Source organism: Pseudoalteromonas sp. NH0006-46 (genome assembly GCF_057547735.1).
The window spans coordinates 97,831-124,035 of sequence record NZ_BAAJML010000003.1; the positions used below are offsets into that span (position 1 = coordinate 97,831).

A 26,205-nucleotide genomic window follows, 5' to 3' on the forward strand; every position below is an offset into this window, starting at 1 on the left:
ATTTAAATAAAAAATTAACTAGGTAAACCGGCCTCAAGTAGGAGGTATTATCGACTTTATTTTTTGATTTATAAGTACAATGAACGTAAAGGCTGCTGACCACATCGCACCGTAGGCTAACCAAAATTGCCAAAGGGGTAACCCTAAATCAATTACGTTAAATCGTGCCCCCGCCCAATAACTAGCAGGTGCAAAAACCAAACAAACAACAAAAACTTGCCAAAATTTTAAACGACTCAAAAAGTGCATCGATGTGTTTAATGATAGTAGTAGTGCGGCCCATAAAAAAACCAACCACAAAGGAAATGGATCGACCTTAAACGCAAGTAAGCCAAGCTCTACAGAAATATATTCGAGCAATAATGCAATTGGGAGTGCTTTCAGTAAGAGTAATGTGTCTTGTTTTTTTTGTTTTGATAAATAAAACATTAAAACAATAACAATCGCACTAAATAAAAGTGATTTCCCTTCAAGCAGTAATGATAAAAACCACACTGCTTGAAACAAAATAAAATTAATAAGCGAGTGCAATTTCATCTACACTGCTACTAAAGCGAGGTTTACGCGCCATTAAATGTACGGTACTGGTTGCACGGGTTCTAAATGCACCTTCACAGTACGCAAAATAAAATAACCATAACCTATAAAAGCGGTCATCAAATTTTGAGCGGTCTAGGTCTGGCCAACTCTTGATAAAACGCTCACGCCAATCAGCTAACGTTCTTGCGTAATGCGTTCCAATATCGCTAACAGTATGAATAACCATATCGGTGTTGTTCTTAATTTGCTCACTCATTTCGTTTAATGAGGGTAAACACCCACCTGGGAAAATATACTGCTGGATAAAATCTGAATTTTTAAGGTAGTGCTTATAACGCTGATCGCTAATAGTGATTGCCTGTATCAACATTGCGCCATCGTCTTTTAGCAAGGACCCACACTGCGTAAAGAAGCTAGGTAGATATTCGTGGCCCACCGCCTCAATCATTTCAATTGACACTAACTTGTCGTATTTGCCTGTCAGCAACCGATAGTCGAGTTTAAGGAGCGTAATTTTATTTTCTAAGCCTAGCTCTTTAACTTTTTGAGCGACATAATCGTATTGCTCATCAGATATCGTTGTAGTCGTTACTTGGCAGTCATAATGCGTTGCCGCAAAAATGGCAAATGCCCCCCACCCTGTACCAATCTCTATTACTGAGTCACCGGCTTTCAATTCAACCTGTTCACAAATACGCTTTAGCTTGTGTTGCTGAGCATCTTCTAAACTGGCATCTTTTGAGGGATATACTGCACACGAATAAAGCATCTCCTTACTTAAAAACGACTCGTATAAATCGTTACCTAAATCATAATGAGCAACTATATTTTTCTTGGATCCCGACTGAGAATTTTTGTTTTTTAAATGAGTCAACCTGTTAGCAATATTACTGAAAAATGCAAATTTTCTTTCAAATTCATCCAGCTGCTTCTCATTTATCGCAAACAACTCAATTAGTCGGGTTAGATTGTCACAGCTCCATTGACCTAAAATGTAAGATTCGCCTGCACCAACACTGCCAGACAACGCAAATGCCTTATACATTGCTTTGTCGTGGATTGTTACCGTTACTTTTAAGTCAGATGATGCATCTCCAAAAACAAGCTGCAGATCTTCATCAATCACTGTGATTTGCCCTGTTTCTATTGAAGAAAAGGCTTTAAATACTAATTTTTTATAAAGCCCTGTAAACCAGCCTGTGTTTTGTTCGCAATTTAAGCTAGACACTTTTTCCATTAGAACACCTATGTTATTTTTATTACTGCTTACATGTAATTTGTGACTTTTAAGAATGGCCTAAAAAAGGCACTCTTTTTATAAATAGCTTTAACGCTTGGTAATAAATACCTTTAAATATTGTCCACGTCATTGCTGGGAAACGCTTTAACAACTGACTCATTTCTTTTTCAGTCAGTTCTTTGCGGGTTAATCGAAGAGTGGCATCAAATAGCAACTCACCATCCCGCTTATTTTCAATATGAATCAATGTTTTATCTTGCGTTAACCTGATTGTCCAATGATAGTTCATATCAAGATTCATAAAGGGTGATACGGAAAATACTTTTTTAAAGTTCACTTTTTTCTCTAGAGGTATCAAGTAGTAGTGTCGCTCATTCCATGGTGTATTACTAACCTCAGCGACCATGTACTTAAATTCACAGTCACTATTACCATAAAAAAAGAAGTTTACTGGGCTAAAGTAAATACCAAAGCAACGAAGCTGTCCAAGCATGTAAACATGGCTAAAAGTCTCTGTTACACCGAGCGATAATAACTGATGATTTGCACGTTCAATGATTGAAGCATCATTATTGTGGGGACTATTAACAAAATAGTCTGATTCATTAAACTTTAATGCTTTTGAACCAGACGTACCTAACCATTTATGCTTATTATTCAATTGTTCAGGGTTATTGAGGTCAACCCACATCATATACAGTGGATTACTAAAATGATGAGTCTTAACAGCAAAACGGCGATGCTTAACATCGCCTAAATAAACAGCACTAGTCAAACTCAACCCCTAACTGCCTTGCCACATCTACACCGCTGCGAACACCATCTTCATGAAAGCCGTTGTACCAATAGGCACCACAAAAATAACTATTATTTTGGCCATCGATAGTTTGTTTAAGACCTTGCGCAGCAATGGATTCTTTGTTGAAAACAGGATGATGATAAGTGAATTCACGCAATATTTTGCTTTTATCTATCCCTTCAAGGTGGTTTAACGTAACACAAAACTGAGTGTCTGATTGAATACCTTGCAATATGTTCATTTGATAAGTAACAACAGCTGCTTTGTCGGTGTTATTGTTCAATAAATAGTTCCAACTAGCCCAAGCAGCTTTTCTGTCAGGTAGTAAATTTGTATCTGTGTGAAGCACTACTGAATTTTCAGTATAAGGAATTGCACCAAGTACAGATTTTTCTTGGCTTGTTGCATCACTAAGTAATTTTAGTGCTTGATCTGAGTGGCAAGCAAAAACCACCTTATCAAATATATGCTGCTCACCATTGGTAAGTTCAATGGTTACTTGGTCATTTGCACGAATTACCGATTTGATATCAGTGTTAAGCTTTATTTTATCAGCGAACCCTTTTATTAATGGGTTAATGTATTCGCGTGAACCGCCCGGCACAACATACCACTGAGGTCTATTTGTAATATCTAAAAGGCCATGATTAAAGAAAAATTTTACAAAAAACTCTACACCTACATTTTCCATTTCCTTAATACTGGTTGACCAAATAGCTGCGCCCATGGGTAGGATATAATGATACTTAAAAAAGTCATTAAACTGATTCTCATTAAGAAGCTGGCCCAATGTTTGAGATTGTTGGTATTCGCCTTTTTCGTGTATGGCTTTACATAGTTTGTTAAATTTAACTATGTCAGATAACAAGCGCCAAAATTTAGGCCTAAAAATATTTCTTCTTTGTGCAAACAAACTGGTGAAGGTATGGCCATTGTACTCAAAGCCTGTTGCCTCATTATGAACACTGAAACTCATTTGGGTTTCTTGCTTTTTTATGCCAATGCGAGCAAGTAGCTTTTCAAAGTAAGGGTAGGTTCTGTTATTAAAAACAATAAAGCCGGTATCCACTGCGTAATTAACGCCCTTAACAGCTACGTCAACTGTCGCAGTGTGCCCGCCAATATAATCGTTTTTTTCAAATAAAGTTACATCGTAGTGTTTGTGAAGCAAATGCCCACAGGTTAAACCTGATACACCAGTTCCAATTATTGCTATTTTTTTCAACGGGTTAATCCTTTTGCTATTTTAAGCCAAAGCGGTAAAGGCAATATCCGCAATGCTTTTAATATAAGCGTAAAACGATACGGAAAATGTACTTCTTTACGTCGCTTGTTTATTCCTTTGATCATATAATCAGCCGCTTCTTCAGCGGTCACTGCCATAGGCATAGGAAAATCATTTTTTTCTGTTAGAGGTGTTTTAACAAATCCAGGATGAACTAACGTAACATCTATATCGGTCAAATCAACGGCTAGGCTTTTAGCTAAATAACTCACGCCCGCTTTAGACGCACCATAAGCCTCAGAGCGTGGTAACGGTAAGTATGTAACGCTTGAACTAACAATAACTAACTGGCCGCCACTTTTAACTTTGGGGAGCAACGCCTCTAGGCAAAAGCCTACCGACAGTAAATTGGCATTAATTACTCGTTCAAACAGGGCACTGTCAAAGTTTTTCGCATCGTCTATGTATTCACAATTGCCCGCATTTAGAATAACGCGGTCAAAGTGCGGGTACCCAATCGTTGCTTCTTTAATATCTTTTAGGCTTGTTGCATCAAACTTACAACTTTCAATATTTTTATGTTTTGAAAGCTCCGCTAATTTTTCTGTATTACGGCCACATGCAATAACAGTGTCACCCATTTGTGCATATTTAATTGCTAATTGCTCGCCAATACCTGACGTTGCGCCTGTTATTAAGGTAACCATAATTAACCCGCCCTTTTATCAATGTAATTAACCACACTGCCTAATATAGGGATGTGTTTGTAGAGTAGTTCGCCGACATTGAAGTAATCACGGTGCTTAATAATTTTTTCATTATCAAAAATTAATTTGCTATGCCCCTGCACAGATATGGTTTTGCCAGAGGCCAGCTTGGGATGTGAATAATGCATTGTCCAATAGACAAATGCATTGTTATTAATACCAAACGAATCTGTAATATCAAACTGACAGTGCTTAACGTTACTATATAAATTTGCAAAATAGTCTCGCAAACTTACTATGCCGTTAATTTCGTGCATTGGATCAATAAATTGAATGTTGTCGGCATAAATATCACTTAATAAATCCAAGTTAGAACTATTGAGTTGCTGGTAAATATCAACAAATTTATCTACTGGTAACTGGTTATCCATATCATACCTTAAATGCAGCGAGCGCACGTTCACGTGCAGCTTTGTGATCAACAATTGCTGGCCAATAACATTCACTTCCTTTGCCTGTTGCAGCTAAGTAAGTATGTGGGAAATGAATGTGTTTATCTGGCACATTTTCAAGCTCAGGCAAATACTTACGTATAAACTTACCTGTCGGATCAAATCGCTCACTTTGGGTAATAGGGTTAAAAATTCTAAAATACGGTTGCGCATCACAGCCTGTACTTGCAGCCCATTGCCAGCCACCATTATTTGAGGCTAAATCACCATCAATAAGGTGCTGCATAAAAAATCGCTCACCCTCACGCCAGTCAATTAATAAGTGTTTGGTTAAAAAACTGGCTACTACCATTCGTAAACGGTTATGCATCCATCCAGTTTGCTTTAGTTGTAACATGGCTGCATCTACTAATGGGTAACCCGTACGCCCTTCGGTCCATGCTTTAAACTCTTTTTCGTTTTTGCGCCATACAACCGGATTATATTTCTCGTTAAAGTTTTCGCCACGCGAAAGCTTCGGGTACTCTGCAATAAGGTGCCTGTAAAACTCTCGCCAAATTAGCTCGTTAACCCACGTAAATGTTTTACTTTTTGATGTGGTGAGTATGTCGGGGTAACGTTGCTGTATATTAATCAATAATTGTTTTGGGCTAACTATACCTAAAGCTAAATATGGGCTTAAACCTGATGTGCCTTTAACACTGGGGATGTCACGCTGGTCGTCATAGCTTGTTAACTTATCGCAAATAAAATTATCAACAACGGTTAAAAGTGTTTCATCATTAACGGGCCATTTATCCGAGCTACCATCGCTTTCAAGGTACTGGCTTTTTTCAATTTTTATAGGATTTTGCTCTAGTGGCCATCGCGCCAAGCTAAAGTGGGTGTCTTGATATTGCTTTAACCATGCGCGTTTAAATGGTGTGAATACTTTATACATTTCATTACTTTGGTTTTTAACGCTACCAACAGGCGCAATTAAATCCCCTTCATATAACGTAAAAGTAATAGAACGTTTGTCACACTGTGCTAGAACGGCCTTGTCGCGATTAACTTCGTTTAATTCGTATTCTGTATTAGCAATAATGTGCTCAATGTTGTTAGTTTCACAAAACGAAAGTAATTCAGTTTCACAGTCGTCGAAACTAGGGGCATTAATTACATGAAGCGTTATACCATAATTGGCAAGTTGGTCTTGTAAATAAGCAACACGTCGCTTAAATAAATCAATTTGTATGGGCGCTGCTTGGTGCTGTTGCCACTGCTTTTCGCAAACAAAAAAAATGGCGTGTTTAGCGCCATTATTTAGCGCTTCTATTAACGCTTCATTCGAAAAAAGGCGCAAATCGCGCCTAAACCAAAATAATGTATTCATTAAATACCAAATCGTAGTTTTAAGTCATGAGGATAGGGATTAAAAAATACCTGTTTTTCTAGGTACTCTTTAGGGTGAACTTTTAGGTGGTGCTTAAGTAAAGTAAGAGGTACATAAAGCGGCACTAAACCAGAGCGATACTCGTCTATTGCTTCACGCAGTTCTTGTTTTTCAACCTTAGCTAAGTCTTTTTTAAAGTAACCTTGTAAGTGCATTAATGTGTTGCAATTATTACGGCGTGATGCAGGTTTTTTAAGCCCTGTCATTAAGCCTAAAATGTATTCATCAGCCAACGTATTTATGTCGTCACCTGTATAAGTTCCAAGCAATTTACCAAGTTCTCGATACGCTTGATAGTTGTGAGCCATTAATAAATACTTATGCTTGGCATGAAATTGAGTTAGGTGGTGAACACTTAGTGGCTCTTTTACAAGCTGCTGCCAGCTATTTAAAACATATACGCGCATTACAAAGTTTTCACGTAAGTGCATATCGTTCAATCTGCCATTTTCCTCGCAAGGTAACAGCGGATTATGCTTCATAATTTGTTCGGCAAAAAAACCAACGCCCTCCGAGGTGTTACCTGTACCAGCCTCATTGTATATTTTTATACGCTCCATGCCGCAACTTGGACTTTTGGCGCAAAATACAAAACCACTCAACTCTTTAGCCTGCTCAGTCGCTACCTTTTTACCGTATTCAGTTAACTGCGGACCAACGTCGCCTGAGCCGTCAGGACGGCAAACTTTAATAGTGTCACCAACTCGAACTTGGCGAATTGTAGGTCGAGGTATTGGTAAGCCAACCGCAACCTCAGGACAAAAGCGTGTATATTCAACATGCTTTGCAAGTTCGTCCATACAAAAGTTTGACCTTTTGTGACCTGTATCAAATCTAACTTTTTCGCCTGCTAAGCAGGCGCTTATACCTATTTTTATTGTAGTTTTTTGCATGTAATCTCTTAGTAGATTAAATTACCAATTGGATTTAGTAACTTACTTAGCCCTTTATTAAAATGTAGCGCACTGCTCACAACTGTAAAGCATAAACACCCATCTTTTGTTATTGGCGTATGTTGGTGGCTGCCATCTTGCCAAATAAAGTCACCTGGTACGTAGTGTCCGTCTTCATCACAAAACTCACCGTCTAGTAACAGGGTTATTTCAAAACCTGTATGAGTATGTTCAGGAATTTCACCGCCAGCGTCTATATGTAGCAAACTTGAGCGTAGCGCACCATCGTCTAGTGCAACGCGTGAGCGAGCTAATTTGCCAACTTGGGTAAATTTGCTGTGTGAAATACGCGACAATGCGCGAGGCAATTGGTAGTTATGCTCATTAACACTTACTTTAACAGGTTCTACCTCATACACTTCATCTATAGAATCATCAGCAGTGATTAGGTCAAGCACGTTCATATCAAATTCTTCAAGCAATTGAGATTGGTTATTAATCGGTTGCTCAAAAGATTCGGTGTCTTCACTAAACAACGCATCTGCATTGCTTGCTTCTATTTTTGCTACCTTTTCTTGGCAAACAGGACACATGTCTACATGTATCGAAACTGCAAGGCTCAAAGAGGCACTTAACGACGCTGAACAATACTCTGTAAGTAGTGTTTCACTCGGGTGATGTTTAATCATGCTGATCTCCCATTTCATTACGTAATTTCTGCAAGGCTAAACGTAATCGTGATTTTACCGTGCCTACTGGAATATTAAGTTGTTGAGCTAATTGCTCTTGCGACATATCTTGAAAATAAACCCCACGAACAACTTCGCGTTGTGCGATAGGCAATTTGTCAAGGTAGCGTTTAATCTGTTTGTCTTCTAAATGGTCAGTGTATTCGTGATTTGTGTCTTCAGAATCGTTAATTAAAGGCCATATATCTTCGCTAATGTTTTCTTCTTTGTTACTTTTCATTTTGCGGAGCATATCAAACGAGGCATTACGCATTACTGTGTAAACCCACGTAGTCGCAGCACCTTTATCGCTATTATATAAATGCGCTTTACGCCAAACTGACGTTAATGTTTCTTGCACAAGCTCCATCGCTTGTGCTTCAACACCAAACTGCTTTATTCCAAAGCGCTTAATTTTTGGTGAAAAATATTCAAATAAATAGGCAAATGCTTTTTTATCGCGGTCTTGTGCAACCGAAAGTAATGCTTGCATAAGTTCAGAACTAGGCGTTTCTGGCATGGCAGTATACTTACCTGTATTAGGTTCACAACGAGTTGACTGTTGTTGACTTACCATAGTAATTAATCCCATTATTGTTTTGATATGAGTAGTACGTACAATAAATTGTATGGGATCACATTATTTAGGCAAATTCGTTATTAATCACAGTATGGAGGAAATTGAGTAAGTTATCAAAGTTAGTTTCGAACGCAAGTTGTTGTTTTTTCTCGATCGAAATAGGCAATAGCTCAAGCCAACGTGCGGCTATCCACGCTAGATTGTTAAAATTAGTTGTTTTATAAAGTAGGTTTAATTCAGGGTTGCCATAAAACACATTGCGCAACGCATCATGTAGCAAAAAATGCTCCGCAACAGCAGTGTTTGTTTCGTTATACCAATAAGGCGTTTTGCAGTCAGATATTAAACCATGACGGAGTTCTTCTTCGTCTTGGTAAACATCGTTAATTTGAACGCTTTTAGACGCAAAAACATCAATAAGCAGCACGTCATTGTCGTCTTGGTCAAAATCGATTATGTCAACCAAACAGCCTTGGGCGCTTATATTAAAAGGTGTGTCGTGCTCAAACGTGCATAGTACAAAGCCCGTGCTATTTTTTAATGCGGTTTTAACCATATTTAAATAACGAGGCTCAAAAATACGCAAACGCGTGTAACCTTCAGGTAAAATAAAAATGGGTAATGGGAAAATCGCACGTTTCATAAAGTCTACTTCTATCAATAACACTGCCTTTATTTACGTGCGTTTTTACTAAGTCGATCAGCTTTAACTAAATCGAATTAATTGCAATATACTTAACTGGTTAAATATTAAGCCACCCGCCCATGCTCTTTAATGCTTGTACAGATACATACGCAGTTATAATACTCACTACAGGTGCTAACATAAGTGCAAATAATCCAAGTTCGGTACTCATCGTCTTATTCCTTTAAGTTGCTTATTTTGCGGTTTTTACTGCTGGATTCGTACTTTCAGCTACTTCATTACTGACTATGTCAGCAGGCTCAATTAACGATTCAAGTGTTAGTTTTGTATCAAAATAAAGGGTATCTTTTATAGATTTTTCAAGCTCTATGGTGGTTTGCTTAATGTAGCTTGTCACACTGCTTGTTAAAATATCAGTTACATCTAGGTCAACTTCTGTCGCGTTTACTTGCGAAGAACCTAATACTAATAAACTAGCCACAGCGATTTTAATTGAATGTTTCATAATGGTATTCCTTGTTGGTGTATTGTTTAGACGTAGTTATATACTCAAGGGTTGTGCCAAGATGAAAATAAAGTTTAAATTATTGATATATATAATTATTTTATAAGCTAGGTAATTTATAAAAATTCAGGAGAGGTTAATTTAACCACGTATATTTATTTTTTAGCCACTTTTTAGTTAAAATAAATAGTGGGTATGCTCAGTTTGATAGATTCGCAAAAGCATTATTAAAAACACGCAACCATAAATAATGGTTTTGAAATAATAAGATCAGTGAATATAAAAAGACTAATAGGCTTAGGCTTACTTTTTACCTAAACGAAAGGCATCAACCATACTCAGCACCCAAATCACAATCATAAGTGGTAAGTATTTGTATTCTGCAAGTTTTGCACATGCTTGTGACGGCTCTTTTGCGGCACCAAATATAGAGGTAATAGTCATAGGTATTTTCCCTGCCACAATTTCATTGGCTGTGCATTGTGCAACGGCAAAAATATCCTTCATAGTTAAAATTAATAATACCGAAAACACACCAGCAAATATTGCACCTATTAAATGCTTTTTTAACGAAAAGTGCCCAGCCCCTGGATAAATAATGGCTGTTAGTAATGCGGCTTTTAAATTTGCTTTCATGGCTTTTAACTTGAGTTATGTTGAAAATAGGCCAACCCATAGTGAATTATTTTTGTTTAAAATCAAGAAAAAGGTTTAACTTGTACAGTGATTGAAAATTTCAGCGTACACTTGTACACTAAACGCTAATTAAATAGTGGTAGGAGCAGTAATGTCACTCGACGCCCCTTATTCTCGTAAAGAAGAACAGCTCAATGTTATAAGCCATGCTCTGGGTATTATTTTTGCCGTGTTTGTTATGTGGGATCTATTTAGTCAAGCTACAAATCCCAAAGCCTATATAAGTACTGCAATATACGGTAGTACCTTGTTTATACTCTTTTTATCATCAACCCTATACCACGCCAGCGTCCAACCACGTTTACGTGCCTTATATAAAAAGTGTGACCACTGCGCCATTTATTTACTTATTGCTGGCACCTACACTCCTTTTTTATTGCTCTCACTTTCAGGGGCTTGGTCATGGGGAACACTCACTTTTATATGGAGTGTTGCTATTGCGGGTGTTGCGTACAAAATACTTGTTAAAAATGGCAATAAAAAAATATCCCTTGCCACTTACTTACTCATGGGATGGTTTGCATTAGCCATTATTTACCCGCTGTATTCAAGCGTTAATATAAAAGCACTTTACTGGTTACTCGCTGGCGGCGTTTTTTATAGTGCCGGCACATTATTTTATAGCGCAAAAACCACTCAGTTTAGCCACGCCATTTGGCACTTATTCGTAATAGCAGGCTGTGTTTGCCATTACATTTCAATAAGTAACTATGTTTATTAATGGCAGCTTAGAGCTGTCGTCAACCGTTACTTTTCAATTACGTCAAGGTATAGGGCTTGCATAGTCAGGAAAACGACCCAATCGCTCGTTTTTATCCTGACGTAAAAACCTGAACGACTGTATTTTAGTTGTACTGGCAAATAGTTAAGAAGTTTGTTACAAATGAGTTATTCAAGCAAACGAGCGACAATGTGGAAGAAAAACGCGCGATTCGCTCGCTATAAACATGTTAGCTGTCATTTCAGAGGTATAGTATGCGTTTAAATCTCAGTGCATCTGAGCTTCTTAAAAATATAGATCAACTTGATTGGACTTTTGATTTATACATATCGCCTATCGATTGTGCGGCTGAAAATAGCGCGTTTCTTGTTATAGATGACGATGCTGAGGATGAACGAGACGATGACGGTGAGCCAATATACCCTAGAGATGCTGGCTACGTCCCCTTCTTGAGTGTTGCTGCTGCTCAAGATGTGAAGGAGAACTTGAAAAAGCAACAATCTGACTTTAACTTGGCTGACTTTCTAAACGCGATCAATTACTATTTTAAGAACGATGCTTTCATCAGCGTTGACAGCTAACAAAGCCATCAAACCGACTCGCAAACGCCGCACTTTTTTTGCAGAAGAACCGCAAAAACGTGCAGCATTCACTCGCGGATTATGGCGGCGTTAGGTGCCTCCCTTGAAGTTTAAACCGCCACACTATGAGTTTGTTCTCGATATGGCTTTAGAAATGACCAATACAGATAGTAATCAGTCATATTGGGCTTCTTATAATCAACTCAGAGAAGTGTGCGAAAAACATGAAGGCACTCTTTTAGATCATGCTTTTCAGTGGGAAACACTGGCAGATTTTACTTCGGACAAATCTGAAGCGATTAATCTCTATTTAAAAGCATTGGATTTGGCAAATAATAGCGAACAGTTAGAATATATTGCTTCTATCTCGCTTAGTCTTGCAGAGTTGTATTTAGATTTAGGGCAAAATGATGCGGTTAAAATTTATATTGATACTGCCAACGAAGCATCTAAACAAACTTCGGATTTATCATTAAGGACTGAAATTAGTGAGTTTTTACTCAGTTTTAATCAAAACGTCACCTAACAAGCCAATGTTGCTAGGACGTTTACTCGCAGGTACTTCGTACCAAAACACTCACAAACGCCGAAAATTGGGGCGTTAGTTGCTATATGGATCCATTACAGAAACTTGCTGAACGAAACAGAGAGCACGCTGAAATAGCTAAAAAAGAGCACAGAGAAAATCTAAAGATTTTCCCCATAGCATTGCTCTTTTATTTTCTTTATTTTGGTGGATATTATTTTTACTTTTCAAATGAAGAGCAATTTCTTAGTTTCGAGTTTTGGGAATTAACCAAACAGGTTTGGCTTATTTCCATGGTTACAATTGGAGGTATTGGTTCTCTATTTCTAAGTGCAAGTTTAGCTGCTTTAATTTGGCTAAATATATTCGTAAAGGAACTTGGTGCTAAAGTTAACTTATTTCGCTCTAGTATATTTTCGGTAATATCAATATCTATCAGTTATTCGTTTTTTCTTTTTGCTAAGTGGCTAAATATTTTTATTATCGATAACAATAAAAATATTTATGAGTTTCTCAGCGTTGACTTTCCGGGTATGGTTTTCATGATCGAAACGGGTTTGTATTATATAGTTGGTATTATCTCAATGATTTTCTTAATGTTGTTTTTCTTTATAATATCTATACCATTTAAAGCTAAAAAACATGCTCAAGAATTCGCAACTAACAACACGCCCTGAGGTGGACGACTAGTAAAATTTAGCTATTAATTGCAAATTTTAAAAGTGGTGAGCCTCTGCGTTTCAATGCTGCTAAATATGTCGATTCATCGTAGGGTGTATTCGTTTTCCAACACCTAAATACAATCCTTATCCATTTAAATGCCAGTGATCTAATAATGCTATTATGCGGCTTACCCTTGGCTTTTTGTTGCTCATAATACGCTTTAGCCCAAAATGAATAACGAATAGAAAAGCCTGCCCATTCTACAAATGTTTGCCTTAAAAAAGTGGGGCAACTATAACGACAATGCGTCCACATTTTTTGACCACTGCGCTCAATAACAGGCGCTATACCAGCGTACTTTTGAAGTTCTGCAGCATCATTGTAACGCGCACGATTACTCCCAAAAGCAACAAGTAAACGTGGGGCGAGTTGTGGCCCTGCGCCGGGTAATCTATCAAATATCTTTTTATCCTGCTGGGCTTTATAAGCCGATTTTATTGCTTTATGGAGCTTTTCAATGCCCTTTAATAACACTTTAAATTGCGTGATAAGCACTTCAACGAGCATTTGACTAGGTACAATTACTCCTTCGTCCAGAGTTAATGGCATCGCATTTTTAATACTGTCTAGTCGTGCATTATTAACCGTGCAATAGTGTGAATTATGACTCTCAAAAAAGTCGAGTAAGGTCTGTTTTCTTGCTTTTTTAATCGCAGTGAGCGATGGCCATTTCTGAATGAAGTCGCAGAATATATACGTGTCCTTTTCTTTAAACCATTCAAGTGCCTGCGGGTAATAATTCTTTAATGTCGCCGTTATTTTATTGGATAAATCGACACTGTCTTGCACTAAACTTCGGCGATATTCAACAAGCTGAGACAGCGTTCGCATAGCTGCTGACTCGGGCTCAATGACAGAGAGCTTATCCATGTGTAACTTAAGAATTTCAACTTGCAGAAAGGCATCTGATGGGTCATCTTTTGCGCCACTGGGCGTAAAAGCCTGGCGATATTTAGCAACAGCACAAGGATTAACAGTGAATAAAGTAAGGTGGTCGTATTTAGCTAATGCATAAATAAGCGGGCCTTTTTTAAGTTCGCAAACGATCGCTATTTTCTGGTCTGGATAACGCTGTTTAATATCCATAGCCCATTCATGCAACGCTTCAGGTCTGTGTTTAACAACGGTGTAATGATATTTATTAGTGCTTGCTGGATGCTCACAAATATCATGTTTTTTATCGGCCCAATCAATGCCAATGAGTGCAGCAAAATTATCAACGTTATATGCTTTCATTTTATAGCACCTACGGTTAAAGTTAAGGACGGAATGTGCTTAAATCTCGTTTCTCGCAGATCTTATAGATAGTCTTGGCTGGCAATCCCTGAGTATGCGTTTTGAAATCGAGGTGCTCTGTTGGCTCGAACGTCTTGTTAAAAACATTGGATGTTCGTCATTCAATATTCGTAACCAACAGAAGCATATTCCACTTAATATAATAGTCAGTTACTTTTAAATTAAGTGGCTTGGTCGAACTATAAGTTAATCAATAAGGACATAAAATCATAGGCTTTCCGCGGGGCGGCAGTGTAGCCTATAATTTTCTGCCTATTATTAAAGCGTTATATTTTTCTAGGGATTGAACATTGAGAGCTATCTTTGCATTGTGTTTTTTTAGTTGTTTGGCCAATTCAACAACTTGCTTTCATACAGAAGCGCAGGCGGAAGAGTGGAATATAAAATACGGTAATCTTTTCAAAGTAGAAACCACTTTGAACAGTGGTGCATACGACGTAATTGCAGAGTTGCCAAAAAGTATTGATGGTCAACGCTTTGATTCAGTCTCACTATTCGTGAGCAATCTTGAAAAACCAACCTTTTTCGTTACGTTAAGCACATACGAAGATGATGGTGTTACTAAAGTATGGTTCGTTACAGACCATAAAAACTCTCAGCAGCATTATTTAAGTTTTAGCTACGGTACTGGATGTAGCATGTATGTAACACTAGAGGTTGATTTTGAGTAAAAATATAACAAACACATTATATTCATTCGCTTCGCTCATTGGAGGCATACTCGCTGGCTAGCGCTTCGCGCAAGTATAGCCAGCAAGCCTGCGCCCCATATGTGAAACGTTATAAGCCATGATGATCGAATTATTTTTAGCCTCAACCTTAGTGTCATTTGTTAATACCGAAATGTATGAGGTAGATTCGTGCATAGGTGAAAAATTTGCGTTGATTGAAGCTGTAAACCCTCAATGGCCGATACATTCTGAAAGATTCTTAGGTGTCGGTTACGTTGATTTTAAGGTAACAGTGAATAGCGAAGGCAAGGTTTTTGAGCACCAAATTACTCGCTCTCAGCCAATACGAATTTTTGATAGGCAATCACTTCGTGCGTTAAAAAAGTGGAAATTTAACTCATCGAAGCATGCAGAACGCTGCTTTGATGTGACTTTTAAATACGATTCGGAGAAATTTGAGTAATAGGCTTATAACAAGTGACTAAGGTTATAAGTGTCCGCAAATGGCACTCTTCAGTCATCCGAAAACATAATTTTTATAATGGCCGGCAAGATATTTCACTGTGTCAAATGGCACTTAATTTATCGGAACTACACTGCCAATTGGCCAACAATGGTAACTTTACTCCCACCTACACTCTCGCATATTTACTTTGTCGTTTTTAAAAAGCACACCTTCTGATAATAACTTTTGGCGCTGTTCTTGGTATTTGTCAGTGCCCACAGGAAACGATATTTTACCTTGGCTATTAACAACACGATGCCATGGAATAACCGAATCACTTGGCATTATTTTTAATAAACGCCCTACTAAACGTGAGTTTTGTGGGTAGCCTGCAAGAGTTGCAACTTGCCCGTAGCTTGCTACTTTTCCAGCTGGGATGCCTGCTATAACAGTATAAATAAGGGTTTCTTTATCAATATCCATTTTTATTAGCATAAACCTTACTCAGTTGTTTAAATTGGTCCCATACAATGCGTGCCACTGGGCCATGATGAATGGCGTGTTGCCTAAACGCTCTTATTTGTGCGCTAAATTTATGCTCTCGGTCGGTAATAAGGATTTCTTGTAATAAATCTGCTTTTATTTCGGGCGCACAATGCTCTAAGCTCATCATGGCCCAACCAGCTCCTGAGAGTAAAAACGATTTTAAGGTCGCCACATCGTCTATTTTCATCATTGCGGAGCCTTTGGAATACGAAAGCCTTTCGCTGTCTATACTTAAATCGCTTTCAAACATGGCTAAGCAGGGGTAGTTTTGTAGTTGAGTATAAGTGAGCTGTTTGGGTAAAACCCCTTTTGCGCTTACTATTCCAATATCGAGCTTACCTATGGGCAAACTTTCTAAATCGCCAGTGGCATGAAATAAATCAAACCATGGGCCAATGCCTAGCTCTGCTTGTCCATTGTTTACTTGCTCTAACGACGCAAATCGTTTTCCACTGCTAATACAAAACTCGGTACTGGTAAACTGTTTAAAAGTATTACTTATGATCTGGTTGTAGCTTTGCTTATGACAAAGCTGCTCGTAACAAATTTTATATTGCGGTTCATTCCCTAATGAGAGCTCTTCTGCCAGTTTTGCAAGCTCGTCGTTCGCATGCAGCAGCTGTTGGGCTTCACGATGGAAGATACGCCCTTTTTCAGTCAGCTGTAATCTATACTTAGTTCTGTCTAAAAGCTCAAACCCTATTTGCGATTCTAGGTTTTTAATAGCCAATGTTAACGCAGGCTGCGTTTTATGAAGCCTTTGAGCAGCCCCGCTTAAGCTTGCGCTTTGTACTATGGCATCTAAAATTACTAATTGATTCAGCTTCATATTGTGCCCAAAAACATCATAAATAAAACTTATTAAGTATGTAAGATTTAATGAATTTTATTTTATATGTTTGCAGCGTATTCTGCACTTAATTAATTTGCCAATATTGCAACGGAGAAGACATGAAACTCTTTCGTCTATGTTTCTTAACAACGACCTTACTTAGCTTAATAGCGTGTTCTGAGCCAGAACAACAAGTTAAAGAAGAGCCTATCCGCCCTGTTAAGCTTTTCACAATAGGCCACGACTCACAAATTAATATTCGTAGCTTCCCAGCTGAAGTGGTTGCAAACCAGGGCTCATACCTTGCATTTAGAGTAAACGGAGAACTTATAGAGTTTCCGGTTCTTGCCGGTGAACACGTTGAAAAAGGTGATTTATTAGCAAAATTAGACCCTGAAGATTTTCAACTGCAGTTTGATGAACGAAAGGCACGTTATGAGTTGGCAAAGTCGCAATTGAGCAGAATAGAACAGCTATTTGAGAAAAAAATCACCAGCCAATCTGAGTTAGACCAAGCTTTAGCTAATATGCAAATTGCTGAATCGGCCTTTAGAATTGCTGAAACCAACCTAGAATACAGCGAGCTGCGTGCGCCATTTGCCGGTACCGTTGCAAAGGTATTTGTAAAAAACTTTGAAAATATTCAGGCAAAGCAAAATATTTTGCGCCTAGAAACTCGCGATTTAATGGACGTAGAAATTCAGGTGCCTGAAAAAATAGTGGCGCGTTTTAAAAAAGGCACTGATTACCATCCAACGGTTAAATTTGATGGCTTTGAAGATAAAGAATACATCCTCGACATTAAAGAATGGGACACCCAAGCCGATCCTGCAACACTGACCTATAAAGTGGTATTTTCGCTACCCGTCCCTGATGACTTTAACTTACTAGCCGGTATGACTGGCCGTGTTTTAATTGATTTAAGTAAAGTAACTCGCTCGCAGGTTGCTTATACCATATTGCCTATTGAGTCGGTTTTTTCTGATCCTCAAAAAGCGATTAACAATAATGCCTATGTTTGGCTTTATGATGAAAATACCGGCCAAGTTCATAAGCAAGCTGTTGAAGTTGGCCAATTACACCATGATGGCATAGAAGTACTTAGCGGTATTAAAGAGGGCCAAATTGTGGTGTCTGCGGGTGTTCATTCAATAGAAGAAGGCATGAAAGTTCGCCCATGGAATAAAGAGCGAGGCTTATAATTATGAGCTTTGCACAAATTTCCATAGAAAAAAAAGTAATTAGTTGGATGTTTGCACTGCTGCTTTTAATTGGCGGAAGTGTATCTTATTTTGATTTAGGCCAACTAGAGGACCCTGAGTTTACTTTAAAGCAAGCTATGGTTATTACCATGTACCCGGGTGCTTCGCCGCAACAGGTTGAAGAAGAAGTTACGTTTCCTTTAGAAAATGCAATTCAACAATTACCGTATGTTGATCATGTCACGTCTATTTCGTCAAATGGCAAATCTCAAATAGCCGTAGAAATGAAGAGCACCTACCGAAAAGAACAACTTCGTCAAATTTGGGATGAAATGCGTCGTAAAATTAATGACCTTTCGCCATCACTACCTAGTGGTGTTTACCCAAGCACCATTTTAGATGACTTTGGCGATGTATATGGTGTTTTATATTCTGTTGTGGGTGACGGCTACTCTTACGATGAACTAAAAGACTATACCGACTATTTAAAACGTGAATTGGTATTAGTAAAAGGGGTAAGCAAAGTAACCATTGCCGGTGAGCAACAGCCACAAGTAATGGTAGAAATATCTACCCGTAAATTAGCCCAACTTGGTATAGCCCCTAGCCATATATTTGCTTTATTACAGTCACAAAACACGGTATCTAACGCAGGTAAAATTAGAGTGGGCGACGAATCAATTCGTTTTCACCCTACCGGCGAATTTAAAGATGTTAAAGAGCTTGAAACCCTGCTGATTTCTAAACCAGGTGCCAGCGAGCTTATTTACTTAGGTGATGTTGCCGAGGTATTTAGGGAATACGCTGAAGTACCTACTAATGTTATTAGATACAATTCTGAACAAGCACTATTAATTGGTGTGTCGTTTATGAATGGCGTTAATGTAGTTGATGTGGGTAAACGTATTGATGCTCATTTAGCAGAGCTTGAGTACCAGCGCCCCCATGGTATTGACGTTAATGCTGTTTATAACCAACCAAAAGAAGTAGAAACCTCCGTTGACGGCTTCATTGTAAGCTTGCTAGAGGCTATTGCAATCGTCATTGTTGTTTTGCTTATTTTTATGGGTCTTAAAAGTGGCATTTTAATTGGTGGTATTTTATTACTAACTGTTTTAGGCACCTTTATTTTTATGAAGCTGTTTGCCATAGATTTACAACGTATATCACTAGGTGCACTGATCATTGCGCTTGGTATGTTAGTAGATAACGCTATTGTAGTGACCGAAGGCATATTAATTAACTTAAAACGGGGTCAAACTAAACTTAAAGCCGCTGTTAATATTGTAGAGCAGACCAAGTGGCCATTATTGGGTGCGACCATCATAGGCATTACTGCGTTTGCGCCAATTGGTTTGAGTTCTGACGCAACGGGTGAGTTTGCCGGCAGCTTATTTTGGGTGTTATTCATATCGTTGTTACTCAGCTGGATAACCGCTATTACCTTAACGCCATTTTTTGCAAACCTTATGTTTTCAGAAAATGAGTTTAAAAAAGATAAAAATACCGGAGACTATTCAGATAACGACCCATACCAAGGATTTATTTTTACAGGCTATAAAACACTCTTAGATTTAGCAATGCATTACCGTAAATCAACTATGATCCTCATGGTTGTATTACTTTGCAGTGCAGTAGTGGGGTTTGGCTCGGTTAAGCAGTCGTTTTTCCCGGCCTCTAACACACCTATGTTTTACGTAGATTACTGGCAACAACAAGGTTCAGATATACGCGCAACAATAGACGGTATTAAAAAGCTTGAACACTATTTGCAAAAAGAAGAACTTGTAGAAGAAGTAACAAGCACGACAGGCCAAGGTGCGCCGCGCTTTATGCTAACTTATGCGCCTCAAAAGTCTTATTCGTCTTATGGACAACTTATCATAAGAGTAAAAGACCGCGAAGCTGTTGCAGTCGTCATGCAAAAAGTACGAGATTATTCACAAAACTCAGCGTTATCAGCCGAGCTAAAGATAAAACCAATGGAAATTGGTCCTTCAACTGATGCAAAAATAGAAGCTCGTTTTACCGGCCCAGATCCTGTTATTCTGAGAAAACTCGCTGCAGAGGCTGAAAAACTAATGTCGCAAGACGACGGCGCGTTTAATATCCGAAACGATTGGCGTGCACGTACTAAAATGATTCGCCCACAGTTTAACGAGCAAAAAGCGCGACGTTTAGGGATCAGTAAATCAGACCTGGATGATGTGCTGCTTACAAGCCTTTCGGGTAAACAAGTCGGTGTATATCGTGATGGAACCCAGCTTTTACCTATTATTGCTCGCTCACCTGCGAATGAGCGCCTAAATGTAGACAGCGTTCATGATTTACAAATATACAGCCCTGTTTTAGGTGTATTTGTGCCTGTAACGCAAGTAGTTGATGAGTTTATAGTTGAATGGGAAGATAGCCTAATAATGCGTCGCGATAGAAAGCGAACAATTACGATAATGGCCGATCAAAATGTATTAGGCGACGAAACAGCCGCTAAATTATTTGCCCGAGTACGAGGCCCCATTGAATCTATAGAGCTACCTCATGGCTACTCTTTAGAATGGGGCGGCGAATATGAATCATCTAGTAAGGCTCAAAAAGCAATATTCGGCTCTTTACCGCTAGGCTATTTAGCTATGTTTGCTATAACTGTTTTACTTTTTAATTCTTTAAAACAGCCTCTTGTAATTTGGGCTACGGTACCATTAGCAATTATAGGTGTAAGTGCCGGTTTATTAGCTATGAACGCACCGTTTAGTTTTATGGGCCTACTTGGGTTATTAAGTTTAAGCGGCATGCTAATTAAAAACGGTATAGTGTTAGTCGATCAAATAAACCTTGAGCTTCGCGATGGTAAATCGCCATATCAAGCAGTGTTCGAATCTGGCGTAAGCCGTGTGCGTCCTGTCGCAATGGCAGCAATAACCACAATACTGGGTATGATCCCATTACTATTTGATGTGTTTTTTCAATCAATGGCGGTCACTATTATGTTTGGTTTAGGCTTTGCCACTATATTGACACTAATAGTAGTGCCTGTTTTATATACTATGATTTTTAGAATTGAATACGAACCAAGTAAATAACAACATATTAAGTGTTTATCTAAATAAAAATGCCACAGCGTAAACTGTGGCATTTTTTATAACTTAAACAGATATAATGGTAATTGTTTAGCTTATTTTTTTAAACTTAGCTTTGTTCGTGCGCCTGCTTTATTGCTAGATGCACTATTTGCTTTTACCGTTTTTGGTTTACCGACATAGGTTGTAGAACGCTTTTGATAAGGTGCTTTAGCGCGATTATTTTTTTGCTCGCCCCCTGGCTCTTTTTGTTTATTACGGCGCGGGTTTTCACCCTGAAAGTCACGCTTGGGCGACACCCCAACGTTTTTATCCACAACCTTATTAGTATCTAAAGAATGCTCTTGAGTTTTTCCTGAGTCTGCAATCGAGTCGTTAATTTGCGCCATTTCAACATCTGATAAATGACGCCACTGCCCTACTTTTAAGCCTTTTAACGTTACATTCATTATGCGAGTGCGCTTTAAAGTAACAACCTCGTAACCTAAATACTCGCACATTCTACGAATTTGGCGATTTAATCCCTGGGTTAAAATAATCTTAAATTCTTTAGGGGCTGTTTGTGTAACCTTACACTTTTTGGTCACAGTATCTAAAATAGGAATGCCGTTGGCCATTTTAGATACAAATTGGCGATTAAGTGGTTTGTCTACGGTGACTACATATTCTTTTTCGTGGTTATTACCCGCACGCAAAATTTTGTTAACAATATCGCCTTCGTTGGTTAAAAAGATTAATCCTTCAGAGGGTCTATCTAATCGCCCAATTGGAAATATACGATCGGGATAATTAACCGCTTTAACAATATTGCTTTGTATTTTTCGCTCGGTTGTACACGTTATACCAACTGGTTTATTGTAAGCAATATAAACGCGTTTAGGTGGCGTTTTTAATGGTTTTCCATCGACCAATACGACATCGGTTGCTGCAACCTTTACGCCCATTTCTGGCGAATTACCATTAACTGACACACGACCTTGCTCAATATATTTATCGGCTTCACGGCGTGAACAAAAACCTGTTTCACTAATAAATTTATTTAAACGTTTTAATTCGGTCATATCACTTAATGGTATTAATTTTTTAGGGTCGCTAGTGTATACCCAAACCACCTAAAAATGCGAGTTATGCCGCCGATTTAATGTCGGTTAATTTACGCCAAAGCACTTCAAGCGGCCCTTGTTTAAAATAACAACTGTAAAATAACGTAAATAATAACTGCGCAGCAACTAAGCTAGCGGCAACTAACCAGTAATCTATTCTATTAAAGCTAAGTATCCACTCTGGAAATAACACTCTATAAATAAGCAATTGCATAACGGTTTGGCTTATATATAGTGTGAATGCCATGCGACCCGCCTGCTGTATTAGTTTGCCAAACTGTGGGCTATTGCCACAAAACTTAACGATTAAATGAATATAAAGCCCAGCCATAAACAGGGCGGCGAACATGTTAGAAATTTCTTGTAAACTAAAACCCAAGCCACCGGCAAGCGTTGATGTGTTTAATCTTATAATACAAGAAATAAGTACACCTACTGTACATATCCGCAACTGCTGAGTTGATAAACCTTTGCTAAAAACTCCCTCTTTGTACGCGTAAATACCTATTAGCATAATGCCAACGCACATCCACATCGTCATTAGCGGTACTGTTATTAGCATAAGAATATTTATATAAAGATTTTCATTAAAATAGTCACTGTAATGAGGGCTAAATAACTCGATAAACTTGGCAGAATCACGATAAGTCTGATCGTCAGGAATACTCAATAACACTAAAAATGTAACTACTGCTGAGAGAGCAGTAAACTCAAGCCCTCTTTGCAATAGCTTGGGGTTGTCGGTGTCTAAATATTTAATAATAAACCAGCCAGATACACCATAAACAAACAAAATATCACCAGCCCAAAGTAAAAAGCCGTGTATGAGGCCAAAAATTATTAGCCAATATAATCTGCTCTTTATTTGAACTGATGACTTATAGCGCTGCCATTGAATATATAAACCTGCGCCAAAAAGTAGGCTAAACAGCGTTCTAAATCGGCCTTCTATAAACAGTATATTCATATATTGAATGAGGGTGTCGCTTACAGGGGGGGTGGTTAATGGCACATAACCAAATTCCATAAAACCAAAAGCATAGCCATTCATAAACACTAAGCCAAGCACGGCAATGCCGCGAATAAAGTCCATATTATAATTTCGCATTAAAGCTGTTTTCCGTTAAATATTATTTTTATAGCTGTCGGCCCAGTCAACCGACATTTGGTAAAGCTCTGGTAGTATATCACTTTGTATATTTAAAAATATAACTGCTTGTTCGAGTGCCCACCAGCTGCCGGTTTCGTATGCTTTAACAACTTTTAAAATGTAATACAGTGTGTTTTTTTCTTCAAGCAGGGCTGCTTTTATATCATCTTGAAAAGGTAACTTTTCAACTAATAAGCTCATTGGTTGATCTAAAATAGCATCAAGGAGTGAAAACAAGCCGGTTAAAAAAGCCTCTCCTGACTGATGCTTGGCCACTTTTTTAGCAATCAATTCACAAAAACGGGCACGCACCACGCACACTTGCATTAGCTCTGCAGGCTTTTTACCGGCAGTGTGAGCTGTCACGATTAAACTAACAAACTTTTTTAAACGCTCCTGTCCTAAATAAACAAGCGCTTGCTTTAACGACGCAATTTTACTTTGTATTGGAAACACACCGCTATTAATAAAACGCAGTAATTTATAAGCTAGTGCTGCATCAAGTTCAAACAATTGTGCTATTGCCGTTAGGTCTGGATTAGGTTTCATTATCTCAGCGTAAATAGCCACGACTAACCCGTAGTTATAATCGATGTCGTTATGCTTCATCATGGTGGGTTTTGCAAAAAAATAACCTTGAAAGTAATCAAAGCCCATACCAGCGGCAACTTCATATTCTTGTTGTGTTTCTATTTTTTCGGCCAGCAACTTAATTTGTTTGTGATCTTTAAGCTTTTTTATAATAGGGTGAATTTCGTCTAATGGGGTTATGGTTATATCAAATTTTATGAGTTTAACGAGCTTTAAAAAACGATCCCATTGCGGTTTATAAACAAAATCATCAAGGGCGAGATTAAAATTACTATGAAATAACTCTCGGCATAACTCGTAATTTGTATCGGTGGGCTCTATGCTCTCAAGCAGCTCTATTACAACGTCTTGGCATGGTAAAAAGGCACATAGGTCAAGCTCTAAAGATTCTGGCCCAATGTTGATAAGTGCTTTTTTACCTGAGGTGATATGGCGTGTACCCAAATTAAGCTGATTTTCCATAATAAGCCGCGCAGTTGCCTGTCCCTCGGCTATATCTGGAAAAAAGTTTTTAGGGCTGTCCCTAAAAAGCAGCTCATACGCAACTACTTTTTGACGCCGATTGAAAATTGCTTGCCTTGCAACAAATACAGACACTTTACCTACTTTATTTAAATCCATTAATACCAAGTTATTAATAGCGTAAATAATCTAAAATGTCACTTCGCTTAAGTCAAATCACATAAACTTTATCGGTACAAGGTTGAAATGTAATCACTTGCAACCTGCGACCACGAAAAGCGTACTGCTTTTGCATTAGATTTTATTTGCTGCCATTTTTTTGGATATTGTTTATAAAATGCTAGCGTTTCAGCTAGGCATACGTGCAAACTATGTGTTTGCTCAAGTAATGTTGCGCCGTTAAAACTAAACCCATTTTCGTTGTGTTTTACTGTATCTTTTAATCCGCCAACGCTATGCACCAAACAAGGTTGACCTGCACGCATTGCCAGCATTTGGCTAATTCCACACGGTTCAAACGAACTAGGCATTAAAAATAAATCACCTAATTGATACATTAAGTCGCCTACTTTTTGTGCATAACCTTTTAAAAATAATAAGTTTTCGTTACGCGTCATAGCTTTTGTGAACACGGCTTCTAACACTTTATCGCCAGAGCCTAATATAATTAAACGCCCACCGTGCTCATTAATACTATTACATACTGCGTCTATAGCAAGTTCACCATTTAAAGACTGGCACAATAGCAATACTTTTTGCTCTGTAAGTCTACCTACGCTAGTTACTAGTGGGCCGTTATGTGGGGTTGCTTTAAACTGTTTCAATCGTTGGTGTGCAATGTAGTGACCGCTTTCAAGCTGTTCGCTATTACCCATCCAACTAAACAAACTTTTTTCAGCCTCGCTGTACAGCTCATTAATATCTGCCTTTATTACTTCAGGCCCAGGGTATTCACAGCCATTCAAAATGCCGACGACTTTCCCTAGATTAGCTGCATTTTGGAGATCGTGCTCAAGCCCTTCACCACCAAAAAAGCCATCGTTATAATTACTTGGCTTAAGTACTTCTTGGCTATAGGTAGGCGACACTAAATGAATTTTATCTGCTAAATTAATAGCGCTTCGCATTGGGTTAAAACAATTTGTGTACCTTGGATCACACAAGTGTTGGCCGTTATAACTTAGTGATGGAAACCAAGCCTCTAAGCTCGACTCATCGTGCTTAAAAGGTCTTATTCCTTGTAGTGCTAAATTGTGTACTGTATAGGCTAAATGTATATCAATTAGTGGGCTGTAACGCGGTTCAAACTTTAAGAGAACAGCAACACATGCACTATGCCAATCATGCAAATGCAACGTATTAGGGTGTTTTAGTAACTCTTGCAATAATGCTTCGCAAACCGCGGCATTAAATAGCGCAAATTTTGTTGCATCGGTTGCAAATGGCCTGCCCGGTGCATCATTACAATAAACACTACCCGATTCACTAAACATTGGATGACTTATCACAATTTGGGTTATGTTATTTTTTGTTTGATCCACTTTAAACAAGGTCAATACATGAGATTGAGCATTAAAGGCTACCGTTACTTCACCTATGTAATGCCTATTTAATGGCTCAAATCCATAATCTGGGATCACCACATCTACCGATACGCCTTGCTTTGCAAGAGCTTTAGGTGCATCACGAACTACATCTGCTACACCACCTACTTTAGCGCCAGGTAACGCATCGTTTTCTGCACCCACCATTAATACATGCATTAATTTACTGCTTCCTTTGTTTTAATAAGCTCGCCCGCTTCAGGGCAAGCTTGTTTTTACCTAACTCTGT

28 protein-coding genes are annotated in these 26,205 nt (G+C 38.4%); 8 read left to right on the plus strand and 20 right to left on the minus strand.

The features are described 5' to 3' along the window. Positions 1–33 precede the first annotated feature (33 nt). The 13 genes from AC27I2_RS08225 to AC27I2_RS08285 form a co-directional block, all read right to left on the minus strand. Positions 34–537 (minus strand): DUF2878 domain-containing protein, encoded by a 504-nt coding sequence (locus tag AC27I2_RS08225; RefSeq protein WP_487203960.1) that lies wholly within the window; start codon positions 535–537, stop codon positions 34–36. Next, a complete protein-coding gene (locus AC27I2_RS08230) occupies positions 515–1,777 on the minus strand; it encodes an SAM-dependent methyltransferase (protein WP_058405146.1) in 1,263 nt (420 codons plus the stop codon). Before AC27I2_RS08230 ends, AC27I2_RS08225 begins: the two co-directional genes overlap by 23 nt. A gap of 49 nt (positions 1,778–1,826) precedes the next feature. After that, on the minus strand, positions 1,827–2,555 hold the full coding sequence (locus AC27I2_RS08235; RefSeq protein ID WP_487203961.1) for a DUF1365 domain-containing protein: 729 nt from the start codon (positions 2,553–2,555) through the stop codon (positions 1,827–1,829). Then, positions 2,548–3,804, minus strand: a complete 1,257-nt coding sequence (locus AC27I2_RS08240) for an NAD(P)/FAD-dependent oxidoreductase (protein WP_138528960.1) — start codon at positions 3,802–3,804, stop codon at positions 2,548–2,550. Before AC27I2_RS08240 ends, AC27I2_RS08235 begins: the two co-directional genes overlap by 8 nt. Further along, positions 3,801–4,511, minus strand: coding sequence for an SDR family NAD(P)-dependent oxidoreductase (locus AC27I2_RS08245; protein WP_058405143.1), 711 nt, complete (start codon positions 4,509–4,511; stop codon positions 3,801–3,803). The genes AC27I2_RS08240 and AC27I2_RS08245 overlap by 4 nt, the downstream gene beginning before the upstream one ends. Positions 4,512–4,513: 2 nt before the next feature. After that, entirely contained in the window at positions 4,514–4,942 is a 429-nt protein-coding gene (locus AC27I2_RS08250; RefSeq protein WP_058405142.1) for a nuclear transport factor 2 family protein, read from the minus strand. Between the two features lies 1 nt (position 4,943). Continuing rightward, on the minus strand, positions 4,944–6,338 hold the full coding sequence (phrB, locus tag AC27I2_RS08255; protein WP_487203962.1) for a deoxyribodipyrimidine photo-lyase: 1,395 nt from the start codon (positions 6,336–6,338) through the stop codon (positions 4,944–4,946). After that, positions 6,338–7,291, minus strand: a complete 954-nt coding sequence (locus AC27I2_RS08260) for a YbgA family protein (protein ID WP_487203963.1) — start codon at positions 7,289–7,291, stop codon at positions 6,338–6,340. The genes phrB and AC27I2_RS08260 overlap by 1 nt, the downstream gene beginning before the upstream one ends. A gap of 8 nt (positions 7,292–7,299) precedes the next feature. Next, positions 7,300–7,980, minus strand: coding sequence for a ChrR family anti-sigma-E factor (locus AC27I2_RS08265; protein ID WP_058405139.1), 681 nt, complete (start codon positions 7,978–7,980; stop codon positions 7,300–7,302). Then, positions 7,973–8,596 (minus strand): sigma-70 family RNA polymerase sigma factor, encoded by a 624-nt coding sequence (locus AC27I2_RS08270; protein WP_008129206.1) that lies wholly within the window; start codon positions 8,594–8,596, stop codon positions 7,973–7,975. The genes AC27I2_RS08265 and AC27I2_RS08270 overlap by 8 nt, the downstream gene beginning before the upstream one ends. Before the next feature lie 67 nt (positions 8,597–8,663). Further along, complete coding sequence (locus AC27I2_RS08275) at positions 8,664–9,242, minus strand: LON peptidase substrate-binding domain-containing protein (protein ID WP_171034603.1); 579 nt, start codon at positions 9,240–9,242, stop codon at positions 8,664–8,666. A gap of 235 nt (positions 9,243–9,477) precedes the next feature. Further along, a complete protein-coding gene (locus AC27I2_RS08280; RefSeq protein ID WP_487203964.1) occupies positions 9,478–9,750 on the minus strand; it encodes a hypothetical protein in 273 nt (90 codons plus the stop codon). Positions 9,751–10,053: 303 nt separating this feature from the next. Then, a complete protein-coding gene (locus AC27I2_RS08285; RefSeq protein WP_487203965.1) occupies positions 10,054–10,386 on the minus strand; it encodes a hypothetical protein in 333 nt (110 codons plus the stop codon). 151 nt (positions 10,387–10,537) lie between these two features. On the opposite strand from AC27I2_RS08285, the gene trhA reads away from it, so the two are divergent. The 4 genes from trhA (at position 10,538) to AC27I2_RS08305 (ending at position 12,951) form a co-directional block, all read left to right on the plus strand. After that, the gene (gene trhA / locus AC27I2_RS08290) at positions 10,538–11,167 is read left to right on the plus strand and encodes a PAQR family membrane homeostasis protein TrhA (protein WP_058405135.1); all 630 of its coding nucleotides are present in this window, start codon (positions 10,538–10,540) and stop codon (positions 11,165–11,167) included. A gap of 254 nt (positions 11,168–11,421) precedes the next feature. Next, entirely contained in the window at positions 11,422–11,748 is a 327-nt protein-coding gene (locus tag AC27I2_RS08295; protein WP_271481420.1) for a DUF7716 domain-containing protein, read from the plus strand. Between the two features lie 103 nt (positions 11,749–11,851). After that, positions 11,852–12,274, plus strand: a complete 423-nt coding sequence (locus AC27I2_RS08300) for a hypothetical protein (RefSeq protein WP_487203966.1) — start codon at positions 11,852–11,854, stop codon at positions 12,272–12,274. 86 nt (positions 12,275–12,360) lie between these two features. Then, entirely contained in the window at positions 12,361–12,951 is a 591-nt protein-coding gene (locus AC27I2_RS08305; RefSeq protein ID WP_487203967.1) for a hypothetical protein, read from the plus strand. 19 nt (positions 12,952–12,970) lie between these two features. Here the strand turns inward: AC27I2_RS08305 and AC27I2_RS08310 are convergent, their stop codons facing one another. Continuing rightward, entirely contained in the window at positions 12,971–14,233 is a 1,263-nt protein-coding gene (locus AC27I2_RS08310; RefSeq protein ID WP_487203968.1) for an IS110 family RNA-guided transposase, read from the minus strand. A 350-nt stretch (positions 14,234–14,583) separates the two neighbouring features. Between AC27I2_RS08310 and AC27I2_RS08315 the strand changes: the two genes are divergently transcribed. Together AC27I2_RS08315 and AC27I2_RS08320 are read left to right on the plus strand one after the other, a co-directional pair. Beyond that, positions 14,584–14,964, plus strand: a complete 381-nt coding sequence (locus AC27I2_RS08315; RefSeq protein WP_487203969.1) for a hypothetical protein — start codon at positions 14,584–14,586, stop codon at positions 14,962–14,964. 118 nt (positions 14,965–15,082) lie between these two features. Next, a complete protein-coding gene (locus tag AC27I2_RS08320) occupies positions 15,083–15,427 on the plus strand; it encodes a TonB family protein (RefSeq protein WP_487203970.1) in 345 nt (114 codons plus the stop codon). A 159-nt stretch (positions 15,428–15,586) separates the two neighbouring features. On the opposite strand, the gene AC27I2_RS08325 is transcribed toward AC27I2_RS08320, so the two are convergent. After that, positions 15,587–15,892 carry an MGMT family protein gene (locus tag AC27I2_RS08325; protein WP_487203971.1) on the minus strand — a complete coding sequence of 102 codons (306 nt, stop codon included), beginning with the start codon at positions 15,890–15,892 and terminating at the stop codon, positions 15,587–15,589. Then, positions 15,882–16,784 carry a LysR family transcriptional regulator gene (locus AC27I2_RS08330; RefSeq protein WP_487203972.1) on the minus strand — a complete coding sequence of 301 codons (903 nt, stop codon included), beginning with the start codon at positions 16,782–16,784 and terminating at the stop codon, positions 15,882–15,884. The genes AC27I2_RS08325 and AC27I2_RS08330 overlap by 11 nt, the downstream gene beginning before the upstream one ends. 122 nt (positions 16,785–16,906) lie before the next feature. Here AC27I2_RS08330 and AC27I2_RS08335 point away from each other — a divergent pair, with 122 nt between their 5' ends. Both AC27I2_RS08335 and AC27I2_RS08340 read left to right on the plus strand, forming a co-directional pair. Then, positions 16,907–17,989, plus strand: a complete 1,083-nt coding sequence (locus tag AC27I2_RS08335; RefSeq protein WP_487203973.1) for an efflux RND transporter periplasmic adaptor subunit — start codon at positions 16,907–16,909, stop codon at positions 17,987–17,989. 2 nt (positions 17,990–17,991) lie between these two features. After that, positions 17,992–21,069, plus strand: coding sequence for an efflux RND transporter permease subunit (locus tag AC27I2_RS08340; RefSeq protein WP_487203974.1), 3,078 nt, complete (start codon positions 17,992–17,994; stop codon positions 21,067–21,069). Between the two features lie 92 nt (positions 21,070–21,161). Here AC27I2_RS08340 and rluF read toward each other — a convergent pair whose 3' ends face one another. From rluF to AC27I2_RS08360, 4 genes are all read right to left on the minus strand, one after another. Continuing rightward, on the minus strand, positions 21,162–22,127 hold the full coding sequence (gene rluF / locus AC27I2_RS08345; protein WP_487203975.1) for a 23S rRNA pseudouridine(2604) synthase RluF: 966 nt from the start codon (positions 22,125–22,127) through the stop codon (positions 21,162–21,164). Between the two features lie 64 nt (positions 22,128–22,191). Continuing rightward, a complete protein-coding gene (locus AC27I2_RS08350; RefSeq protein WP_487204148.1) occupies positions 22,192–23,262 on the minus strand; it encodes a DUF418 domain-containing protein in 1,071 nt (356 codons plus the stop codon). 30 nt (positions 23,263–23,292) lie between these two features. After that, entirely contained in the window at positions 23,293–24,507 is a 1,215-nt protein-coding gene (locus AC27I2_RS08355) for an EAL and HDOD domain-containing protein (protein WP_487204149.1), read from the minus strand. 92 nt (positions 24,508–24,599) lie between these two features. Then, positions 24,600–26,135: a glycogen synthase gene (locus AC27I2_RS08360; RefSeq protein ID WP_487203976.1), complete on the minus strand. Its 1,536-nt coding sequence runs from the start codon at positions 26,133–26,135 to the stop codon at positions 24,600–24,602. Between the last annotated feature and the right edge of the window lie 70 nt (positions 26,136–26,205).